Annotated in this window: 27 protein-coding genes and 2 pseudogenes; 16 read left to right on the top strand and 13 right to left on the bottom strand. The window is 64.3% G+C overall.

Annotated features, from left to right (window positions below):
* Window positions 1-91 precede the first annotated feature (91 nt).
* From MKK67_RS06195 to MKK67_RS06170, 6 genes are all read left to right on the top strand, one after another.
* Window positions 92-901: an IS5 family transposase gene (locus MKK67_RS06195; protein ID WP_243962844.1), complete on the top strand. Its 810-nt coding sequence runs from the start codon at window positions 92-94 to the stop codon at window positions 899-901.
* A gap of 220 nt (window positions 902-1,121) precedes the next feature.
* A complete protein-coding gene (locus MKK67_RS06190; RefSeq protein WP_243962843.1) occupies window positions 1,122-1,379 on the top strand; it encodes a hypothetical protein in 258 nt (85 codons plus the stop codon).
* The gene (locus MKK67_RS06185) at window positions 1,376-1,576 is read left to right on the top strand and encodes a hypothetical protein (RefSeq protein ID WP_243962841.1); all 201 of its coding nucleotides are present in this window, start codon (window positions 1,376-1,378) and stop codon (window positions 1,574-1,576) included. The genes MKK67_RS06190 and MKK67_RS06185 overlap by 4 nt, the downstream gene beginning before the upstream one ends.
* Before the next feature lie 4 nt (window positions 1,577-1,580).
* Window positions 1,581-1,766, top strand: a complete 186-nt coding sequence (locus MKK67_RS06180; protein WP_243962839.1) for a hypothetical protein — start codon at window positions 1,581-1,583, stop codon at window positions 1,764-1,766.
* 9 nt (window positions 1,767-1,775) lie between these two features.
* Window positions 1,776-1,976 (top strand): hypothetical protein, encoded by a 201-nt coding sequence (locus tag MKK67_RS06175; RefSeq protein ID WP_243962837.1) that lies wholly within the window; start codon window positions 1,776-1,778, stop codon window positions 1,974-1,976.
* Between the two features lie 112 nt (window positions 1,977-2,088).
* The gene (locus MKK67_RS06170; protein ID WP_243962835.1) at window positions 2,089-2,355 is read left to right on the top strand and encodes a hypothetical protein; all 267 of its coding nucleotides are present in this window, start codon (window positions 2,089-2,091) and stop codon (window positions 2,353-2,355) included.
* On the opposite strand, the gene MKK67_RS06165 is transcribed toward MKK67_RS06170, so the two are convergent.
* Entirely contained in the window at window positions 2,319-2,522 is a 204-nt protein-coding gene (locus MKK67_RS06165) for a hypothetical protein (protein ID WP_243962833.1), read from the bottom strand. The genes MKK67_RS06170 and MKK67_RS06165 overlap by 37 nt on opposite strands.
* A 180-nt stretch (window positions 2,523-2,702) precedes the next feature.
* On the opposite strand from MKK67_RS06165, the gene MKK67_RS06160 reads away from it, so the two are divergent.
* The gene (locus MKK67_RS06160; RefSeq protein WP_243962832.1) at window positions 2,703-3,359 is read left to right on the top strand and encodes a class I SAM-dependent methyltransferase; all 657 of its coding nucleotides are present in this window, start codon (window positions 2,703-2,705) and stop codon (window positions 3,357-3,359) included.
* Between the two features lie 2,042 nt (window positions 3,360-5,401).
* Window positions 5,402-6,448 carry a hypothetical protein gene (locus MKK67_RS06150; protein WP_243962831.1) on the top strand — a complete coding sequence of 349 codons (1,047 nt, stop codon included), beginning with the start codon at window positions 5,402-5,404 and terminating at the stop codon, window positions 6,446-6,448.
* Window positions 6,449-6,452: 4 nt separating this feature from the next.
* Here the strand turns inward: MKK67_RS06150 and MKK67_RS06145 are convergent.
* The 3 genes and pseudogenes from MKK67_RS06145 to MKK67_RS06135 form a co-directional block, all read right to left on the bottom strand.
* Window positions 6,453-6,533 (bottom strand): annotated as a pseudogene (locus MKK67_RS06145) (XRE family transcriptional regulator); the annotation flags it as partial.
* A 570-nt stretch (window positions 6,534-7,103) separates the two neighbouring features.
* Entirely contained in the window at window positions 7,104-7,361 is a 258-nt protein-coding gene (locus tag MKK67_RS06140; protein ID WP_243962830.1) for a hypothetical protein, read from the bottom strand.
* Window positions 7,358-7,597, bottom strand: coding sequence for a multiprotein-bridging factor 1 family protein (locus MKK67_RS06135; protein WP_279594555.1), 240 nt, complete (start codon window positions 7,595-7,597; stop codon window positions 7,358-7,360). Before MKK67_RS06135 ends, MKK67_RS06140 begins: the two co-directional genes overlap by 4 nt.
* A 93-nt stretch (window positions 7,598-7,690) precedes the next feature.
* Between MKK67_RS06135 and MKK67_RS06130 the strand changes: the two genes are divergently transcribed.
* The 5 genes from MKK67_RS06130 (at window position 7,691) to MKK67_RS06110 (ending at window position 10,919) form a co-directional block, all read left to right on the top strand.
* Complete coding sequence (locus MKK67_RS06130; RefSeq protein WP_243962828.1) at window positions 7,691-7,987, top strand: hypothetical protein; 297 nt, start codon at window positions 7,691-7,693, stop codon at window positions 7,985-7,987.
* A gap of 101 nt (window positions 7,988-8,088) precedes the next feature.
* Window positions 8,089-8,367 (top strand): hypothetical protein, encoded by a 279-nt coding sequence (locus tag MKK67_RS06125; protein WP_243962827.1) that lies wholly within the window; start codon window positions 8,089-8,091, stop codon window positions 8,365-8,367.
* 57 nt (window positions 8,368-8,424) lie between these two features.
* Complete coding sequence (locus MKK67_RS06120; protein WP_243962826.1) at window positions 8,425-9,273, top strand: hypothetical protein; 849 nt, start codon at window positions 8,425-8,427, stop codon at window positions 9,271-9,273.
* A gap of 70 nt (window positions 9,274-9,343) precedes the next feature.
* A complete protein-coding gene (locus tag MKK67_RS06115; protein WP_243962824.1) occupies window positions 9,344-10,438 on the top strand; it encodes a hypothetical protein in 1,095 nt (364 codons plus the stop codon).
* Between the two features lie 79 nt (window positions 10,439-10,517).
* Window positions 10,518-10,919, top strand: coding sequence for a hypothetical protein (locus MKK67_RS06110; protein WP_243962822.1), 402 nt, complete (start codon window positions 10,518-10,520; stop codon window positions 10,917-10,919).
* Window positions 10,920-10,949: 30 nt separating this feature from the next.
* On the opposite strand, the gene MKK67_RS06105 is transcribed toward MKK67_RS06110, so the two are convergent.
* The 7 genes from MKK67_RS06105 to MKK67_RS06075 form a co-directional block, all read right to left on the bottom strand.
* Window positions 10,950-12,299 carry a globin-coupled sensor protein gene (locus tag MKK67_RS06105; protein ID WP_243962821.1) on the bottom strand — a complete coding sequence of 450 codons (1,350 nt, stop codon included), beginning with the start codon at window positions 12,297-12,299 and terminating at the stop codon, window positions 10,950-10,952.
* Between the two features lie 247 nt (window positions 12,300-12,546).
* Window positions 12,547-14,310: a PAS domain-containing hybrid sensor histidine kinase/response regulator gene (locus MKK67_RS06100; RefSeq protein WP_243962820.1), complete on the bottom strand. Its 1,764-nt coding sequence runs from the start codon at window positions 14,308-14,310 to the stop codon at window positions 12,547-12,549.
* A complete protein-coding gene (locus tag MKK67_RS06095; RefSeq protein WP_243962819.1) occupies window positions 14,294-14,626 on the bottom strand; it encodes a circadian clock KaiB family protein in 333 nt (110 codons plus the stop codon). The genes MKK67_RS06100 and MKK67_RS06095 overlap by 17 nt, the downstream gene beginning before the upstream one ends.
* Window positions 14,623-14,976, bottom strand: a complete 354-nt coding sequence (locus MKK67_RS06090) for a circadian clock KaiB family protein (protein ID WP_243962818.1) — start codon at window positions 14,974-14,976, stop codon at window positions 14,623-14,625. Before MKK67_RS06090 ends, MKK67_RS06095 begins: the two co-directional genes overlap by 4 nt.
* Complete coding sequence (gene kaiC, locus MKK67_RS06085; RefSeq protein WP_243962817.1) at window positions 14,973-16,661, bottom strand: circadian clock protein KaiC; 1,689 nt, start codon at window positions 16,659-16,661, stop codon at window positions 14,973-14,975. The genes MKK67_RS06090 and kaiC overlap by 4 nt, the downstream gene beginning before the upstream one ends.
* Window positions 16,651-16,848, bottom strand: a complete 198-nt coding sequence (locus MKK67_RS06080) for a YlcI/YnfO family protein (protein WP_243962816.1) — start codon at window positions 16,846-16,848, stop codon at window positions 16,651-16,653. Before MKK67_RS06080 ends, kaiC begins: the two co-directional genes overlap by 11 nt.
* 144 nt (window positions 16,849-16,992) lie before the next feature.
* Window positions 16,993-17,190 (bottom strand): hypothetical protein, encoded by a 198-nt coding sequence (locus tag MKK67_RS06075; protein ID WP_243962814.1) that lies wholly within the window; start codon window positions 17,188-17,190, stop codon window positions 16,993-16,995.
* Between the two features lie 304 nt (window positions 17,191-17,494).
* Between MKK67_RS06075 and MKK67_RS06070 the strand changes: the two genes are divergently transcribed.
* From MKK67_RS06070 to MKK67_RS06060, 3 genes are read left to right on the top strand one after another with little or no spacing between them, the layout of a single operon-like run.
* The gene (locus MKK67_RS06070) at window positions 17,495-18,322 is read left to right on the top strand and encodes a helix-turn-helix domain-containing protein (RefSeq protein WP_243962812.1); all 828 of its coding nucleotides are present in this window, start codon (window positions 17,495-17,497) and stop codon (window positions 18,320-18,322) included.
* Between the two features lie 44 nt (window positions 18,323-18,366).
* Window positions 18,367-19,077, top strand: a complete 711-nt coding sequence (locus MKK67_RS06065; protein WP_243962811.1) for a sigma-70 family RNA polymerase sigma factor — start codon at window positions 18,367-18,369, stop codon at window positions 19,075-19,077.
* The gene (locus tag MKK67_RS06060; RefSeq protein WP_243962810.1) at window positions 19,074-19,328 is read left to right on the top strand and encodes a DUF2934 domain-containing protein; all 255 of its coding nucleotides are present in this window, start codon (window positions 19,074-19,076) and stop codon (window positions 19,326-19,328) included. Before MKK67_RS06065 ends, MKK67_RS06060 begins: the two co-directional genes overlap by 4 nt.
* A 90-nt stretch (window positions 19,329-19,418) precedes the next feature.
* Here MKK67_RS06060 and MKK67_RS06055 read toward each other — a convergent pair whose 3' ends face one another.
* Both MKK67_RS06055 and MKK67_RS06050 read right to left on the bottom strand, forming a co-directional pair.
* Window positions 19,419-19,670, bottom strand: coding sequence for a hypothetical protein (locus tag MKK67_RS06055; RefSeq protein WP_243962809.1), 252 nt, complete (start codon window positions 19,668-19,670; stop codon window positions 19,419-19,421).
* 355 nt (window positions 19,671-20,025) lie between these two features.
* Window positions 20,026-20,167, bottom strand: a pseudogene (locus MKK67_RS06050) (IS701 family transposase); the annotation flags it as partial.

Here is a 20,167-nt window from a genome sequence, read left to right as displayed (position 1 = left end):
CTAAGAGCCTGTTTGAGCGCCTCTGCCGGCCGTCCCCATCTGTCTCGTGTAGCAACACAAATTCCGCCTGGCGGGGCGGGGTGGAGAGCAGATGTGGACGGACCGACATCGGACGCGTCACGAGGCGCGTCTGAAGAACATGGTGCTGCAAGCGGGCTTGGACGAGGTGGCCCGTTTCCTGGAGCGCGCGGATCCGCCGGGCTGTCCGGAGGCTACACCGGCGCGCCACGCACTGGCAGGGATAGCTTGGCACTTGCGGACGGGCGGAGGATGGCGGTTGCTGCCTGCGGGCTTTCCGCCGTGGCGCACGGTCTACGGCTGGTTCCGGCGCTGGATCGACAAGGGCCTGTTCGAGAGCCTGCTGCGGTCTCTGACCCGCCGTCAGCGGCGGCGTTGCGGACGCCGGTCGGAGCCACGGCTGGCGATCATCGACACGCAGAGCGTCAAGTGCATCGGGGTGCGCGGACCGCGCGGCTACGATGGCGCCAAGAAGGTCGTCGGGCGCAAACGCGTGGCCTTGGTCGATGCCGAAGGCCATGTTCTGGCGCTCGCCGTCGTGCCGGCCAACGTGCAGGATCGCGATACCTTACCCGCCCTTGATGATGGCAAGGAGCAGTGGCCCAGTCTACGCTTGGCCATCCTCGACGGCGCCTTCGCGGCCGAACGCTGCCGGGAATGGTGCAACATCCACGGCATGCGCCATCGCGTCGTCGAGAAAGACCCGGATCAGAAGGGCTTCGTCGTCCTGGAGCGGCGCTGGGTCGTGGAGCGAACCTTCGGCTGGCTCAGCCATTGGGGCGGCCTGCACCGTGAGCGCGCCGGTCGCCTTGATGTCGCGACAGGGCGCCTCGTCTGCGCCGCCAGCCTCATGGCCGCTAATGCCCTCAACAATCCGGCTTAAGATAAGACGCTCAAACAGGCTCTAAGCGATGATCGCAGATCGCATTGTTCGGGCCATCGCAGCGCTACGCGCGGCCGGGCATCAAGTTGAAGAGATCCCCGGTACCAACGGTGTTTACCGGGTCGATGGCGGCGGCGCTGTGACTGGACCAGTCGTGCTCGCCTTGGCGATCCGCCTCGGCCTCATGGACGGGCCAGGCCGGGCACAGTAGCTCTCCGGCATGGCCAGCAACCCGACCGTGTCCGACCTGCGCAAGGTCATCGAGGTGACGGACGACGAGATCACCGCCGCCGTTGACGCCGTGCTCGCCGATCTGGCGTCAGAGGCCTACCCGCTGGCCAAAGGATGGGCGCTCGACCTCGTCGCGGCGATCGCCAACCACAAGGCGTCCCAGGACGCGCTGCTCACCAACCGGGACGCCTACAAGCGCAACATGGTTCGCACCGCGATCCTGCTGTCGCATCCGGTGAAGGCATGAGCGAGCCAGCCATCAGTCCCGACAAGGCCACGGTCCACCGTGCGATGGCGCGCCTCGACGGGTTCGCCCGCGGGCTCGGGCTGGATGAGGCGGCCACGCGAATGATTGTCGAGCGGGTCGTCGCCGATATGCCCGAGCAGACTGACGAGGAGCGCAGCATCGAGGCCCGCTGCCGCATGATCGTTGCATCCGCCTGATCCCATGACTGAGGATTACGACCCGACGCTCGAAGCCGTTACGGCGTTGCGGGCGCATGGCCATACCGTCGAGGCGGCCGACGAATGCGAGCGCTGGCAAATCAATGGCGGCGAATGGGTGTCGCTTGGCGAGCTCCTGGCGCTTGCAGCGCGCCTTGGGCTCGTAGGGGGGCCGGGACTGGTGCAGTAGTTCGATGCCATGTTTCAGACCCTCCCCGGCTGGATCCTGTTCGCCTCCATCTTGGTCTCCGGGATGACCGCCTGTTCAGTGGCAGCCGCGATGCTCGACCATGCGCTGGGTGAAGGGGCGATCGAACGCCGCGACTTCCTCACGTTCCTGCTGTTCGGGACGCTGCTGGTGGCATCTGCGCTGCTGCTGCTGTGGGTCGAAACGCGGTGACAGGTTGGCCTTGGCCACCAACTTGGTCTTGCCGCTCCGATCAAGGCAACGCCGCCTTTACCCTGGTCACACCGCGTCGAAACTTGCGTGGGGCAGGGAGCGTACCGCGCCCATGAGCAGCGAACGCATCATACCGACCGAGCCGTTTCCCGAGCCCGAGGACACGCTCACCCAGATGTCGCATCCCGAGTTCATTGCGGGTTGGAAAGCGCTGGTAGGGGAGCCGCCCGCCGCGATGCTCGAAGATCGCTCCGAGATGATCCGGGTCTTGGTGGAGAGCACGCCGATCGCCCCGTTGGATGAGGTTGACGTCGCGGTTGATGGCGATGAAGTGATGCCAGCTCAGACGCCGCTATCATCGGCAAGGGCGTCGTCGTAGGCGTCGAGCAGCCAGGCGAGAAGGTTGGTCCCAACGTCGTCACCAAGATCGCCGATCGGACCGCTCAGAAGCTTCTGGGGGCACTGAGACCGCGCCTCGGCGAGCAGCGCGCGAGCGAGCTGGTCCAGCGCATCACTGGGCAGCACCCGGTCTCGATCGACAGGCATGACTGCATTCCTTCACCCGTGTACCGGGCGCTCGGCCCCACCCCGATCTGCTCACGGGGTGGGGTAGCGTCCGATCTCACCAGCGGTCTAAGCCAAGGTCAACACGGCCCGGGATGCGGGATGGGGCCCCGTCGAAGGTTAACTCTGCGCGCTCTGCCAAAACTTTCCAAAAGGAGAACCATGGCAACCGACACCGACGCTGGGCAGGCGATCTACAATTCTCGGACGCTGGCGCTCTACGACCTCGTGGTGCTGCGCCTCTCAAACCCGCTGATTTGGCGCTGCCCGACCGCGCAGATCCTTGCCCTCTACGACCGACACGCAAGCGCTTCACACCTCGACGTCGGCGTCGGGACTGGCTGGTACCTGCAGCGGTGCCGCTTTCCGTTGCCCAGGCCGCGCGTCGGCCTCATGGACCTCAACGCCAACAGCCTCGACTTCGCCGCCCGCAGGCTCGCTCACTACCAGCTGGAGACCTATCGCGTCGACGTGCTGGGCAAGCCAGCCACCGGAATTGTGCCGTTTGACTCGATCGGCATGACCTACCTACTGCACTGTCTGCCGGGCGACATCGCCACCAAGGCGAAGGCCTTCGACACGGTGCGGCCTTGCCTCCGAGACGGCGGGGTAGTGTTCGGCGCCACGATCCTGTCGGGCGGCGTCCCTACCACGGCGGCCGCGCGGGCCCTGATGCGGGTCTACAATCGCAAAGGGGTGTTCTCGAACGCGGGCGACACCCTGCCGGCCCTCCGCGCGGCGCTGGACCAGCGCTTCCGGGTGGTTGAGATCGCTGTCATCGGGTGCGTCGCCCTGTTCGTGGCGCGGGCGCCGCGCTGAGAGGTCCGTTACCGCGAGCATGACAAAGCCCACGCCGGCGAACCGGGCGGGCCAAAGTCTGGGTTGGGACGAAATTACTTTCCGCTCGGTGCGGCGTAACTGCCGGTGGTCCCGTTGCCGCCGCTGCTTCCACCGGGCGCGCCACGGGTGGTGTTCCGGACGAAGCTGGCACCAGGGTAGTTCCGCTGCGTCCGCGCCAATGTGCTGCGGTGCGCGCGATGGCGCCGCATCCGCACGTCGGTCAGCATGTCGGACGGGGCTGAAACGCCGGCCACGGGGCCAGCGGGAACAGCTGCGGCCGGGAGGCTGAGGCCAGCGAGGCTGGCACCGGCAAGCGCTGCGAGAATGAAGATACGCATGAGATCCCTTCTTGCCTGGGAGCAGAAGGCTCGCATTGGCATGTGGGAAGCACGCAGACACACATCTGGTTCAATCGCTGCCCACTACCCGATCGCCTCCGGGTGGGGCCTCGCTTCACCTCTGTAGTGTCGAGGTGTGAGCGGGCAGCCGTCGTGGATGCGAAAGTGCGACAGCGTTGAGCGCCGCCCTGGCGTGTAGCCGCCCTGGATCATAAGCCGTCCAAAGCACGCCGGGCAGCGCTTGAGAGCGTCGCGATGGCTGGCCTGAGCCTCGTCGACCGTAACAGCTACCCACGTCCCGTCGGACAGGACCTCGCAGGTAAGGGATGATGGCGTTGGCATATCCAATCATGCTGCGTCAGCAACATCACGGCTAGGCCATTGAGGTCACACCGTAAGACGCTCGGCCCCGCCGCCCGATCTGATCACGGGCTGGCGGGGGAGGTCGTCTATTTCACCGGCCGCAACCGCATCCGCGGCGTGGTGCAGAACCACGGGCGTCAGATTGCGAAGGCAGATTGCGAAGGCAGATGGGGAATACCCAGTAGGGAGAAATTTTGGCTTAGAAAACTGTCGGCAGCTTCCTGACGCGCCGATCAATGGCCGCGAATAGTTGGCGGGTAGGCTATAGATGCGGAAGTACCCGCTAGTCTACGTACTCTGGCAATTATGCGGCACGAAGCCTCTCCTGCACCTTGCCGCTCTGCATCCATCTCTAATTCAAGCAGCCGATTGAATAGGAGCGCATCGTGCTTGCCAATTGTAGCCGAAACATCCTCAGAAAGGATAACGATAAGCTTGCGCATAAAACGACAGGTGATCGACGGCGACCATGTCGGCATCGGTTCGCACTCAGCATTTCGCGGTCAGAACCGGCACGATAATGACTCTCTTATAATAATTTCTGTCATTTGATAGGGTCTATATAGATTTATTGTGCTGGAACTTAGAAAGTGACCCTTGGCGAACGAAAGGTGTCGCCATGCCGAATAATTTGCCGCAAGGCCAAGTTACCTTTCGTGGCCGTGGATTAGCTTTCGCCCATGGCACGCGACTTGTAGTAAAAATCTGTCCGCTCTGTTCCCAGTGGAACTCGCCTAAGGCCGCAGAGAACGGCCATTGCGGCTGGTGTGCCTACGTTCCGTTCCAGAGCGATGTAGAGCCGGCCGCGGTCCAGACACGGACATGCTCTGATGCGATGAGCTTGAGGAAATACCCTATGGATGCCGGCCGCTTAGCTGAAACCGAGAGCGCGCTCGCCATCACGGATCGACTCTGGCGTGCAGAGATGCAGCGAACGCTCGGGCCGGACGCCGTGCTGCTCTATGGCTTCGGGGTGGAGCGTCAGGGCGCACCCGGGACGCGGCTGCGGCAGGCGTTTGAAGCTCGTAGCGCTGCCTTGACAGCCTGGCGGAACGAACGCCGACGGTAAGCCTGACGACAGCTGCCCGGCAGGATAGCCGCCGGGATGGCGGTGTCGAGGCGCCTAGCCGGCGTCATGGGCACGCATGGCCAGTGGCGGGCGCCGGGTACGCCTGTGATGGATGCGGTGTAGGCGTGAGACAATTCCGAAGTGTCACGGTGGAACGCCTCTGCCGCATTTCCACACGCCGTAGACCGGTTTAGGCTCCACTTACGCTTGTGAAGGTCGGTGCTTAAATAGCGGAAGATGATGATGACAAAATGTTTTTGTACTCATCTTCTGAAGATGATGACTCGGACATAATAAATTTCGTTATCAAAGAGGAGCAGGATCTTTGGGATTTAATCAGATTACTCTCGGATGATGAAACATCGCTTATCCGACTTAATATTGAAATAAAGAATCTCAGCTGGGCAAAGCTGCAGGTAATATATGACGGAGACATATTTAAGCAGAGTCTAACCGCTGATGCAATGCGTGGTCTAATTGATTTTCAGACTTCTTTCTATAAATCCATCGCATTGTTATTGAAAGGGACTAGAAAAGCTTCGTCGCTAACTGAGGAAGAGAAGTCAGTATTCAGGCTAAATTATAAAGTTGGCCCAGGGAGCTCAGATGTTGAAGCGAAAGGCGATGATAAGCTACCGGAGATATTGGGCAGGATAGCAGAGAAAATGGAGTCCAAGCACTTACTTTGGCTCGCTTGTTTTGGTTTCGCTCTATACTTCGGTAAGGGCGGTCTCGAAGTGTATCTAAATCACACTGCCGATATGAAAAAAATAGAACAACAAGGCGAGAGCGAAAAGGGACTGCAGGACATCATTCGAGATATGAACCAGTCCCAAAAGGAAAATATCAAACTGATTTCAGAATTGTCCAAGAAAAGCGATGCCGCCAGAGAACTGACTACCGGCAGCATTGAGGCGCACGAGTCCATTGTTCGCCATTCAGCCGGAACAGATAAGATCACTATCAACGGACAGGAAATCAGCGCCAAAGCAGTCAGGGAACTAACCAACAGCCAGCGCAAAACTGGATCAAATCAAGTATTCGAAGGGGTTTACTCGATTGAGAGCGTGGACCCATCAGACCCTACCCAATACATGATCAAGCTTAGAAACCTGAGCGATGGTGATATCTTCCAGGCCAAGCTAGCTGACGCAATCGTCATGGAAGAATTCAAATCAGTGATCAAAGATGCCGAGTGGGATCGATCCCGAGTGCTTCTCAAGATAAGCGCGCGTCGCGTAGGACACGCATTGAAGAACGCGGAAATCATCAGCGCGCGGCGCATTGCGCCCGACTAAGCAATCAGACCTTCCGCAGCCGCACCCCTGGCCCCTCGCCGTTCTCCTCGATGAAGATGACGCCGGCGGCTTCGAACGCCTGCCTGCACCGATCATTTCCAATTCGATTGCAGGCAGGACAGTATCAATCGTTGAAGATGCTAGTTGCTGCACCGAGCGTGCCGGCGCCAACAATCACAACTGCCAACGGGATCATCAGGCCGCAGGCAACCCCGACCAAAAACATCAGCATGGCGTCATCCAACATATTGTTGAGGGATCTAACCTCCCATGAATGCTTTGGTTGCGCACCAATGCGCGTGCCGAGGGTGATATCGGCTAAGCAATTCTGGTGAGCCTGAGGCCGGCACTTTCGAGGTATGCTGCCCTCAGCGCCTCTTCCACGAGGCGGCGGACCTCGGGATCGCTACCGCCTACCTTAGAATGGCAACAGCACTGCCGGCGATAAGCCCAGAGGCCAATACGATGATGGGGGCATTATCGAAGCCCGCGTCGCTGAGTATCCGTACTGAGCTCGCCGCGATGGCGACGATAATCACTGCAAACGCCAGCAGAGACGACCGCATTTCAGGTAGCCCTCGCTTTCAATCGCTTGGCAGTACGGCTTGACCCCTCATCGCCTATCCCTTCTCCAGCCGAAATTCGGCCCCGCCACTCATGAGCGCGTCCGCTGCTCCCGATGCACGTATGACGCCATGGCGATGGCAATCAGGACAGTTGCAGCGGCGATGTAGGCCAGCTCGACGGTACTGACGCTGAGGCCCACTGGCCGCACGATCGCTAGCCACACCATGAACAGTAAGCCTGCAACTGGCACGCTGAGCGCCAAGACGCTGATCGCGAACACCTGCCATTGCGGCATCGCTTTGGGCCGCCGCTGCACTGGCTGGTTATCGTTGCTGATGCGCGTCACGACGCTTTCCGCTCCCGGAACCGGATCCCAGCCCCGCCGCCGTTCTCGGGGATGAACTCGATGCCGGCTCCTTCAAGGGCGGATCGGATGTCGGTCAGCGTCCGGTCATAGGGCCGCCGCTTAGCGGTCTCGAAGTCGGCCAGAGTCATTTTCGACACCCGGGACTGCTCCGCGAGCTGCTCACGGGTCCAGTTCAGAAGGGCGCGGGCCGCACGGCATTGTGCCGGTGAAATCATATTTCTGGCCCAACCTCGTATTTCAGGATTGACCCTGAGCCCAACCTTGTACTAATTATCTGACATCAGGTCGCCAAACACAAGGCCGAGCCGATGTCCCACCGCACTCTCTCCTGGACCAAGCTCTCCCGCAGCCTGCACAACAGCCGCCCAGCGATCGCCCCCGGCCTGCTCTCGGCCAAGGCCCGCATCGACATGACGGTGCGCACCACGCGCCGCCCGCTGTTCGCGGCCGGCCAGTTCGACCGCGCCGCCATCATGTCGGCCGCCTCCTCCGCCGCCCACGCGCATCAGGAGCGGTTCGGCGGCACTTGGAGCGAGGCCATGTCGGTGGCGCTCAAGGCCGCCTGGGGCGCCGCCAAGCTCGCCCGCCACATGGCCGCTCACTGAGCGCAGATCTGCGCCGAGTGAAATCAGCGGCTTAGCCGCCTGATCTGACCCACCCCCTCACCGCCGACCCACCGCCACGAGCCCTCACCGGAGCCCGAACGATGACGCACGCCCGCATCCCCGATTTCAGCCAACCCGTCCCGGTCCGCAGCCCTGCTGCCCCGAGCGTCGCCCGCCGCCGTATCCCGGTCGATCCCCGCTACCTGAACCTCCCGAACGAGCCGGTCCCGGGCGAGATCGAGCCCTGGCAGGCCGTCACTCCGGTCCGGCCCGACACCGCCCGCAGCCTCCGCTTCCTCGACACGGCCGGCGAGCTGCTGGCCGCGGCCTTCATCATCGGCGGCGGCATGGTGCTGACCGGCCTCGCCACCCTGCTCTGAACCCGACCCGCACCCGAGCCGGCCGGCTGCCCGCGTCCCTCATCCGAGGATCCCGCGATGTCCCTGCGCACTTCCCTCAAGAACCTGATCCGCCGCGATGGCGAGCGCCCGAGCCTTCGGGAGCGCGCCGCCGACCTACGTGGCGCTCTACCCAGCCGCCGTACCGTCGTAGCCGGATCGATGGCCGTCGCCGTGCCACTGCCGGCGATCTCCGCGCCGATCGTGGCGACCCCCGCGCAGCCGCATCCCGATGCTGCCCTCGTGACGCTAGGCGAGCGGTGGCTACGGGCGAACGACGCTCAGGAGAGGGCGCGGGAGGAATGGGGTGTCGCCTATCAGCAGGTCTACGCGGTCATCGTCACGTGCCCGCCGGAGCTGTTCGCGACCCGCGATGAGCAAATTCGGGTGCTCGGCGGCTGGCGCTGGCCCACGCTCCTCGGCGTGAACCTCAGGCACGTCGCCCTGGATTGGGGAACCGAGGGGGCTCACACCGAGCGGGCCTGGACCGGGGAGGCGCTGCGCATCGCCATCACCCGCGCGGTCCCGATGCTTGGCCGAGGCGGCAAGACGCCTGGCCGGATCCGCCGGTGGAAAGCCCTCATGCCGATCGCCGACGCCTTCGATACCCGGGTGGAAGCCGTCGAGACCGCGACCGACCGACGGCGCCTTGAGGCGGCCCGCCGGACGGCAGAGGACGAGTTTCGCGATCTGAACCGCGAGATCGGGCGGCACGTCGCCACTACCCCAGGGGGCATGGCCGCCCTGGTCCGGGTGATCGGCCTCTACTCGTGGAAGGATACGGGCGGCGCGTGGCCGAACCTGCTGCGCAGCGCGGCAGCCGTCGCTGGCATCGACCCCGCCAGCCTCGAACACGAGCACGCCTCGACCCGCGCAGATTGGGCCTGAAGCCGCCACCGCGCGGCGCTCGACCCGCCGCGCCTCCTCCCACTGATCCTGTGACCCATGGAGGCCGACTGTGCCCTCTCTCAAGCTGTCCGCCCTATTCCGGCGAGATCCTAACCGTACCGACCTCAAGCAACGCGCCGCCGAGCTGAAGGCCAATCTCGGCAAGCGCTCTCGGCACCAGCCGGAGCCAGGTAGTGACGAGGCGAAGGCAGCGTTCAAGGCAGCCTGCCACGAGCACACCCTTCGGACCCAGTTCGCCAACGGCTACCCCGAACTGAAGCGCACCATCTTGGAGTGGTGGACGGCGAGCAGCCTCGGCAAGGCGCTGGAAACCGGCGAACTGACGCCGGCCGAGTGCGCCCGCCTCTACCCGCTGGCGACCGAGCGCGAGCTGCGCATGGCCGAGATCGAGCACGAGCTGAACCTCGGCGGCCTGTTCGCCCTGGCGTTCGCCGATGAATACCCGGTCACGCCCATGGCCGACGATCCGGATCCGATCCACGCCGTGATCGCCGACAGCTACCGCGCCGAGGACGCGATGAAGGTGTTCGGGTTGGACCCGACCTCGACCTCACGGCCGAACTGGTTCCTACGCGAACGCGCTCTGACGGAGGCGCAGAGCGCGACGCGAGATGCTGTGTGGCGCACCACGCCGACGACCCGCGCCGGTCGGCTCGCCCTGGTCGACTACGCCCGGTTCCAGGTCGCGCTCTTCACCGGCAGCAGCGTCGAGGATCCCGACTGCCCGGCCTACCTGTTTCGGGACATCATGAGCGCCGTCACCGCGGCGTTCGAGGCTGACTGCGCCCCGGCGAGCGACAGTGCCGTGCACGACCTGTCCGGGTGCGACCTCGCTCAGCTCGCTCGCCTCTATGAGACCTGGGAGGGCGTGTTCCACCATCTCACCGGCGCCGGCGCGATCCCGTGCTTCACATCGGATCGGCGCAGCGGCTTCACGCCGGCCGGCGAGGTGCTGGACCGCGAGTACGACCGGGCAGGGGCTTTCCTCAGTGCCATCGCCGACGAGGTCCGGAGCCGCACGGCCGTGAGCTCCGACGACCGGCACGAGCGCCTGGGGGTGCTCATCCGGCACGAACTCAACACGAACGGCAGGCCGGTCGACGACGCCCTGCTGTCCGAGCTGAACGCTCAGCCTAATCGCTGAGCCTTCCCTTCCTTCGCCGTGCGTACCGCCCCGGCCAGTTCCTGCCGGGCTCCCCCATCACACCCCGAGACCTGACACTATGGGCGACGTGCTTACCTTCACCCCACGTCCGAAACCGGCTGCGCCAGCGATCCCGGCGCCGCTAGCCGGACCCGCACTCCGCGCCAGCCTGGAGGAGGCGGCTCAGGTCGCCCTCGACGCCGCGGACCGCATCATCGCCGTGCTCGACCGCATGGACGGCGACACGGACCTTGAGGACGGCGCCGACTACGAGCCTTCCCTGGCGGCGCCGGAGAACCACACTGGCAGTCAGATCACATGGCTGCGTGGGAACGACCGGGACCGCGAGGCCGAGGCGCCTGAGACCGTGCTGCCGGAGGTGGCCACGGTGATCGAGGTGGAGCCCCTGCGCTGGGGCGGCCGTGGGAACGTCATCGTGGCGGCTGGCGCAGCCCTCCTCGACCTCGCGGGGGTGCGCTGATGCCGATCAGTGCGTACTCAACGCTCGCCATCATGCCACTTTGCTGCGAGTCACGAGCGTCGTCATCGCCTGCTCAAGCTTGGCCGCCTGGTTAGCGAGGTCACGCGCGATGCCCTGCATTTCGCTGGCGGCGCTACCTGCCGTCCGAGCTGCATCGCTGACTCCGGTGATGCTGCCGGCAACCTCTTGCGTTCCGGAGGCCGCCCGGCTGACGTTGCCCGCAATTTCATGCGTAGCGGCGCGCTGCTGATCGACTGCGGCGGCCATCGTGGCTGCAACCTGATCCATCTCCCCGATCATGGCGGCGATGCGTTCGATCGCTGCGACCGCCGAACTGGTCGCGCCCTGCATAGCTGCCACCTGAGCCGAGATCTCTGAGGTAGCCTTCGCGGTTTGACCGGCCAGATCCTTGACCTCGGCGGCCACCACTGCGAAGCCGCGACCCGCCTCTCCGGCCCGTGCGGCCTCGATGGTTGCGTTTAGCGCTAGCAGGTTGGTCTGGGAGGCGATCGAAGAGATGAGCGAGACGACATCGCCAATCTTAGCGGCAGAGCCTGACAGGCTCTGAACTGTCGTATCGGTTTGGTGGGCGGCCAGATTGGCAGCCTGTGCGATCTCAGCGGCCCGCGTGACCTGCTGCGAGACCTCGCTCAAGGAGGCTGACAGCTCCTCTGCCGCGGCTGCGACCCCATCCACGTTCTGGGAAGCCTCTTGAGAGGCACCCATGACGGTCTGAGCCAATCTGGTGGTATCAGTTGTTGCCTTCACCGTCGTCACAGCACGGTTGCTGACCGTATCGGCACTTTGCGCCACGCTCGTGACTATAGCCTGAACCTGTTGCTGGAAGCCTTCAAGCTGAGTCGCGATTTCACTCCGGCGTTCATCCTCAACGCGCGCGTATGTCTCCAGCAAAAGCTCAAGATCGAACCATGCCAATCGGCTGATTACGCCGGCGAGAGCGCTATGCTCGCGCAGCTGCTTCATCCTGCCGGGCGATCCGAACCTATCATCAATCGGGTTCGAGAGACCGAGTTCGGCAATAAGCGCACGTGACACGACCGAGTGGCAGATGACGATGGCGTACGCTGGCACTTTGTGACGGTGGAATGCCGTGGCCAAGCGTTCCACAGATGCGTCGAACTCCGATCCGATTTCGCCCGTGGCCACGAGCGTCCAGTGGACGAGGCGTGCCGCATAGACCTCTGGAGCCTGCAGGGCCGGATCAATTTCTGGCCACTTCGCGAACGTGTCTTGCAGTTTGCTGAGCAGCGCAGGCATTATCTGCCTAACGACGCTTGCATGCATGCGCAACATTATCATGTCATCTGCTGTGACGCCAAAGACACCAAGGCTCTTCTTGTGCTTGGTGTTCGTCGGCATGGCAGTCTCACGTTGATGCAGTAAATCTTCCGAACGGTACGCGTCGCTCGCGAAGCTCAGGTTAACGGCGTCGGGGAATTAGGGCGACGTGAGCAGTTCGGTCCGAGGTGAACGACATCACGGCTGCCGGCACGTTTCTCGTCGACCTGCTGGAGCGGGCGTGATGCAGTTGGACACCGGAAGTCCGGTAACTCTCCAAGGAGTGTCGGGTATGCACCTTGAAGCAGACGATCCTGTCGCTCGGACGCTACAGCTTGGCTTCCCCACCTGCCTTGATCAGCGAGCGGATGCGGGCCGCCATCTCATCTATCGCGAACGGCTTCGTCATCACCGTCATGCCTGGCGCGAGGCGCCCGTTGCCCAAGATCGCGTTCTCCGCGTAGCCGGTGATGAACAGCACCCTGAGGTCGGGGCGAGACACGCGCCCCGCGTCAGCCATCTGGCGCCCGTTCATACCGCCCGGCAGGCCCACGTCTGTCACCAGCAGGTCGATGCGCACATCCGATTGCAGGATCTTCAGCCCGGCTGCACTGTCACCCGCCTCGATCGCGAGGTAGCCGAGGTCCTCCAGGATGTCGGTGATCAGCATGCGCACAGTCGGCTCGTCGTCCACGACCAGCACCGTCGCCCTGTGCTCCGACCGCGGCAGCGCATCGGGTTTGATCGCGCTGTCTTCGTCGGCCGCTTCGCCGTAGTGGCGCGGCAAGTAGATGCAGATGGTCGAGCCCTGGCCAACCTCGGAGTAGATGCGCACCTGCCCGCCGGATTGTTGGGCAAATCCGTAGATCATGCTGAGCCCGAGCCCCGTGCCCTCGCCGATCGGTTTGGTCGTGAAGAACGGTTCGAACACCCGGGCGATCACCTCGGGCGGCATGCCGGTGCCGGTGTCGGTCACGCACAGCGAGAGGTACTGCCCCTCAGGCATGTCGAGCTTGCGGGATGCGCGTTCATCGATCCACTTGTTATGGGTCTCGACCGTGATGCGCCCGCCCTCCGGCATGGCGTCGCGGGCGTTGATGCAGAGGTTCAGCAGCGCGTTCTCAAGCTGCGGCGGGTCGACCAGCGCAGTCCAAAGACCTGACGCACCGACCATCTCAACCGAAATGCCGGGGCCGACCGTGCGCTGGATCATCTCCTGCATGCCGTTGACGAGCCGGTTCACGTCGGTCGGTTTGGGGGCCAGCGTCTGGCGTCGGGAGAAAGCGAGTAGGCGGTGCGTCAGAGCGGCGGCACGCTTCGAGGCCCCCTGCGCCGCCGCCATATACCGTTCGACATCGTTGAACCGCCCCTGCTGCATCCGGGTCTGCATCAGTTCCAGCGATCCAGAGATGCCCGCGAGCAGGTTGTTGAAGTCGTGCGCAAGACCGCCCGTGAGTTGGCCGATCGCCTCCATTTTCTGCGCCTGCCGTAGCGCCTCCTCGATCCGCTCGCGTTCCTCGCCCTCTGCCTTCAGCCGGGCGTTGGCCTCGGCCAGCTCGTGCAGATGTTGCCGCTGCTCGGTCAGGTCGGTGAGGACGCCGCATAGCAGGGCGGCGCCGTCGCCGCGCTGCAGGCGGCTCAGCGACACGTGCGCCGGCAGGTGTGATCCGGCGGCCGACCGGAGGCGGACCTCGCCACGAGCCGTGCCTGTCCTGTTGGCCTCCTCCAACAGCCGCGCCAGCACCGGACGCTCCTTCGCGTCGACGAAGTCATACAGCGGGCGCCCGATCAGCTGTTCCGGGATGCTCGCGAGCATCACAGCGATCCGGGGGTTGCCGTACAACAGCACCCCGTCTGCACCGAGCGTGAACGCACCCTCCTGGATCTGCTCGATCAGCACACGGTAGGGTCGGTCGGCGTTCTCCAGCGTGTAGACCTGCCGCTCTCCGGCGGGCCCCTGGACGACGACGGCGTCGAAATCGCCCCGCTGGATCGCGCCTAGCGTCTCCTCGCTCTCCTCCAGTTTGGCCTCAAGCTCGCGGATGCGGGCCTGAGCCGTGGCGAGGGCGACCCGGTCAGATACTGGATCCATCGCCGCCTCTGGGGAGTGGGTAGACACCCAGCCCGCGCAGCACGCGAGCCTCGTCTGAGAGGTCGCCGACGATCCGGCGCAAGGGCTCGGGCGTCAATTTGAGTAGGGTCGGCGCCGCCACGACCTGAGCGGCCTCGGCAAGCTCAGGCTGCTGATAGATGTCGACGATCACGAGGCTGTGGCGGTCAGCGAGGTGCTCGCGGCAGATCCGGCGCAGGTTCTCGATCGTGCGCTGCGAGCGCGGGCTCGTGCCGGCTATGAAGAGGCGCAGCTGGTACTCGGCCGGGTCTGGCGCGTTTGCCCCGCCACCGCTCAAGGCTTGCCCGGCGCGGGCGGGTCGCGCGGGCGGATGTCGAGGCCGACCAGCACCTTCTCGGTGTTCGACAGGTCGCCGATGATCCGCTTGAGCGGGGCGGGCAACCGGCGGACCAGGGTCGGGATCGCCAAGATCTGGTCGCCCGCGGCGAGCTGCGGGTTCTTCAGCAGATCGACCACCTCAATGTCGTAGCGGCCGGCGAGGTGCTGCTCGCACACGCGCTTGAGGTTGGCCAGCGCGGCCATCGACTTCGCGGTCTGGCCGGCCACGTAAAGGCGAAGATGATATTGCCCCGGATCACCGTCTTCTTCCGAGATGGGATCGCCGGCATGTGACGTCTGCTCGCTCATTCCGCTGCGCTCCGGCGACGGGCGATATCGGTGCGCTTGATCGTCAGCATCGTCTCGCGCTGGGTATCCTCGTCGAGGAGCAGTGTCTCCTCCTCCTCCGCGGTTTCTAGGCTGTCTCGCAGTTCGGCGATCTGACGCTCTATTGACTGCCGCCGCCGGGTCACGTCCCGCTTCCGCCGCTCGCTGTCCTGCTGACGACGCAGCGCGGCGGCCTCCTCCTGCGCCTCCTGCACGATGCGCGCGGTCCCGGTCAGAACCCCGGCCGGGCCGATGTAGGCGTCCACGAGCTTCAACCCAGCCGCCGACATCTGAAACTCGCGCACCTGGTTCGAGTGGCTCATGCCGCGGGCCTTGATCACGTAGAGCGTGCGCGAGCGCTCGCCGTTGGCCTCAATGTCCTGGAGCTTGATCCACACGTCCATCAGTGAGGATAGGCCGAGATCGTCTGACTGTCCGAACGCGCCGTCCGTGCGCAAGGACGTGAATACCGCGGTGATGCCTCGGGCCTTAAGCATGTCGACCATGCGCAACAGCGTCGCCTGCAGCTCGACCTCGGGTCCGCGCAGGGCTGAGATCGGATCGATCACGACGACGCTCGGCCGGAACTGCTCGATGTCCCGGTGCATCCGGGCGAGATGCATCTCCAGTCCGTACAGGCTCGGCCGCGCAGCCTCAAAGCGTAGCAGGCCAGCGTCGAGGTGGCGCCGGAGATCGAGCCCGACCGAGTGGGCGTTGCGGCAGATCTGTTCACCGCTCTCCTCGAACACGAAGGACATGCAGTGCTCGCCGCGGGCGCAGGCGGCGTCGATCGTGTGGCTGCTGATCGTCGTCTTGCCGGTACCGGCCGAGCCGGAGATCAGCACGCTGGAGCCGCGGAACAGGCCACCGGAGCCGAACATCGCGTCCAGGCTCTCGACCCCGGTCGAGACGATCTCGTTCGAAACCTTGTAGCTCAGGTCGGCGGCCGTCACCGGCAGGACGCTGATGCCCTGCTCATCGATCAGGAACGGGTACTCGTTAGTGCCGTGGGCCGAGCCGCGGTATTTGACGATACGCAGGCGGCGGGTGGTGATCTGATCCTCGACGCGGTTGTCGAGCAGCACGACACAGTCCGAGACGTACTCTTCCAAGCCCTGGCGGGTGAGTTGCCCCTCGCCACGCTCGCCGGTGATGATCGCGGTCAGCCCGCGATCCTTCAGCCAGCCGAACAGCCGGCGCAGCTCGGAGCGCAGCACCGCTGCGTCGCTCAGACCTGCGAACAGGGTCTCGATCGTGTCGAGGACCACCCGCTTGGCCTTGATCGTGTCGACGGCGTAGCCGAGGCGGATGAACAGGCCTTCGAGATCGTACTCGCCGGTCTCCTCGATCTCGCTGCGCTCGACCTTGACGTGATCGACGGCAATCTTGCCCGCCGCCATGAGGCCGTCGAGATCGTAGCCGAGCGAGGCGACGTTGGCGGAGAGATCTTCCGCCCGCTCCTCGAAGCTCATGAACACGCCGGGCTCGTCGTAGAGTGTGGCGCCGTTCACGAGGAAAGTGGTGGCAAACAGCGTCTTGCCACAGCCGGCGGCACCACAGACGAGAGAAGGCCGCCCTGTGGGCAGACCACCGAAGGTGACGTCGTCGAACCCGTCGATGCCCGTCCGCGCCTTGGGCAGAGACGCTGTGGTGTGTTCAGAGGTCACGCGGGCGTTCCCTAATCTGCTGAGTGCAGTCTCGTCCGCGTGCGACGAGAGCTGACGTCTTCTCGGCGATGCGTTGGCGCAGCGCGGTCTCGATGAAATTGGTGAGCGTGCGGTTGTCCTGGCGCGCGCACTCGCGAGCGGCAGCCAGTATCTCCGGGTCGATCCGTAGGGCGATCGGGGTCTTCATCTCCGTCACCTCCCAAACGCATCAGCACACGGGTCGCATACAGTCCCGTATTGAAGAGGGCAATACGACCTGAGGTCGACGGCGGTGAGATGGGTGGTCCGATGGGAACATCGCACCGGATGAGGTGGACCTAAGTGGTCGCCCTTAATCTTCGGCGAGAGACCGCAGATCGTCGCGCACTGCCAGAAGCTCGCGCAGGTGTCGCTCGTAGAGGTCAACGCTGGCCTGCCAGCGGCTCCTGTCGTCTGCCGGTAGGCCAGGCTCGGCCAGCGCTAGACGTGCGATCCGGATGCTCTCCCGCAGCGTGGCGATGCCGCCCTCGACCCGCTCAAGCTCGGTCATCGTCGGGCTTCCAACGTTGACTTAACCGTGCCGCCCGGCCGACATGGAGCGTTCCGGCCGGGCTCGCCTTGACGAGTCGAGAGCCGGCAATTCAGGAGACCATCGCCGCGAGATAGACCCTGAAAAGCCAACAGCCCCTTCCCGGCAAGGAAGAGGCTGCTGAAAAACCTGAGGCCTGGTGGGGCCGCCTTCGAATGCTCCCCACAAGCCATGAGACCCCCCGGGGTGTCAAGACGGAACCCGTTTCCGTCAACGGGAAGGCTTTGCCTGGACCCTAGCCGCGGCCCGTGAGGGACCGGGTTCGATGAACTATGCCGATGAGATCCGTCGACAGGCGGAGGGGGCTACGCGCGCCGCGTTGCCCGCCATCACGGCTGCGCTGTGGCGCGCCTACAGCGACGGGAAGATCACGGAGACCGAGGCCGAGAGCCTGTCTGAGTTTATTGACGCCCGGCGCTCGTTCGGAAGTGGACAGAAATCAGGACAGAGCCCGAACCCAACGGCAACAGCCGACGCTGGCTTGACACTTTCGCCCCCAAATCGCTCAGGAAGCCCCAGGAGAGCCGTCGGCTCGCGTCCGCGCACGGATGCCTCGATGGAGCGCCGCCGCCGCTGGGCCGCTTCTGGCCGCCTTCCGCCGGGCCTCGCGGCCCGGTTCACGCTGGCTGAGCAGGCGGTCCTCGCCCTCGTGGCCGCCGAGGTCGTGCGTCGGAAGGATTGCCGCTTGTCGGTGCCGAACGTCGCCGCAGTCACGGGAGTGGCCGAGACCACGGTCCGCAACGCCATCCGCGAGGCCCGAAAGCTCGGGCTGCTCACCGTTGAGGAGCGCCAGATCACCGGCTTCCGCAACGACACCAACATCGTCCGTATCGTCTCGCCCGAGTGGACCGCATGGCTGCGGCTGGCGCGGACCCGCGACCCGCTATCTAAACTTGGATCGTCCGCCTCCGCCTCACCGGCACAGGGGGGAGGGTGCAAATCCGCGAACCGCACGCCTACTGAAGTTCTAGCCCTGTCAGAATCGGGGAAAACGGAACCGAAGAAGGGCTGCCGACAAGCGGCTGGCGACCTCGATGGATCAGGCCAGCTGAGAATCCGCGCGGTTGGTCGCACTGGCCGAGCTATGCCGTGAGTGTATGTGGTCGACCGGTTTATCGAACGCATAGGTTTCGAACGATGTCGCGCGAATCCGAGCCCACTCTCTCGGATGAGATCCAGAGACACCTCGGCAGCCTGCTGGCGACTGCCTACGCACAGGACATAGCCGAGCTGAGCGCCGCGGATCGCTTTGCCGAGCTGTTGGCCAAGCTTGATACAGCCTTTGAAGGAGCAGACGATCGCGAGGCCGCCGAGTTTAAGGCGCTGCTGCTCGCTGTAGTGCCGGCCTTGCGTCGCTTCGCCGTCTCGCTCGCTCGAGACCCTACGGCGGCCGACGATCTTGTGCAGGACGCGCTTATGCGAGCTTGGCGCGCACGAGCACGCTTCGAGCAGGGTACGAACTTCGAGGCCTGGATCTTCACGATCCTGCGCAACGTCTTCTACAGCAGTCAACGCAGGTCGCGTGAGGTGCAGGACGAGGATGGGAGCTACACCGCCCGGCTTGCCAGCCCGCCTGATCAGGCGGGCCACCTCGACCTTCAGGACGTGCGCGCCGCCCTCGACCGGCTCGCGCCGGTAATGAGAGAGGCGCTGGTCCTCGTAGCCATCGAGAACGTTAGTTACGAGGAGGCTGCAGCGATCATGGACTGCCAAGTTGGCACCGTGAAGAGCCGGGTCTGGCGCGCCCGCGATCAGCTTGCGCGGATGCTCGGCTATAGCGGTTCCGAGATCGGGACTGACGGGGTGATGCTCTCGGCGCTCGGCGGATCAGGCGAAGTCAGCGAATGAGCCGGGATCCCTCTACGAATGATCGCGCCGAGCCCGTAGCGTCAATCGATGAGATCCGTGAGCGTGCTTACGATCTGTGGGACCGACACCATCGGCCTGAGGGCTACGACCTGCAGTTCTGGTTCATGGCTGAGCGCGAGCTGAAGGCGGAACGGTGGGCGATGCTCGGAGACCGTGCTGGAGCCGCCGCGGATGACGCTAGCAGCCCAGCGAGCAAAAGCTCCACCACGTCAGAAGAGACGACGCACTGAGAAAACACACCGCGCTGAAGGCGTTCGAGCCATAGCCCAATCAGCCATCGGTGTTGGGTGCAGCAATGAGTATCCCAACCTGGAGCACGATTAGCGCATCCCCGGCGGCGGAGGACGTGGCAGGCCTAGCTCACTAAGCCCAAGGAACAGGGCAAGCTGCGTCAGCACGGCGAGCGAGAACGTGCCGTCACTGCCGCTCTCAATGGTCTCTAGAGCCTCAGGAGCGAGCCCAGCCAGACTTGCCGCGTTCGGCAAGGATAAACGCAGCCGGCCGCGCGCCGGGCCAGCATGTGTCGCGAGGTTGTGCAGCAGGACCTGCCGCCGCTCCTCGTTCTCGTCCATCGGACGCGTCCGATCTCGCTGCCTCTGTTATCTTCACGCAAATGTTACGACTATCGGCAGATCCTGCAAGGACGTTTAGCACCACCGCCGCCGCCAACGTTTTCTACCGTACAAATTGTCATCATCTCGCTAAGCGATTGGCAATTGATCCATGGCTTAGTGCGCTGGGATCTTTATGCCACGCAGGCCTGAGGTGGTGCACGTCGAGACCAGCCCGCCAGGGCGCCCTGACCGCTTATGGCTTGGACCATCCTTGGCTCGATGGCTGGTTCTCGCCAACCTCATAACCGCCGCTGGCTTGATCAGCGTGGCGGCGCTTCTTCTCTGGCAGATGCGCACGGACGCGGAGCGTCGCAGCCATCCGGACGCGCAGCGCACAGAAGCGAGCCCGCAGCCGGCCTTTGGTGCCGCGCCGCCAGGTCACCAATCGGCCGCTCATGTCTGCCAGGATCGTCTCCGCCGCGATCGAGACCTGATCCGGCACATGACGCTTGCGC

Origin of the sequence: Methylobacterium sp. J-072 (genome assembly GCF_022829425.1) — a bacterium.
Classification (GTDB): domain Bacteria; phylum Pseudomonadota; class Alphaproteobacteria; order Rhizobiales; family Beijerinckiaceae; genus Methylobacterium.
The sequence above is the reverse complement of the archived record's forward strand: the minus strand, read 5'-3'. Positions and strand labels throughout refer to the sequence as shown.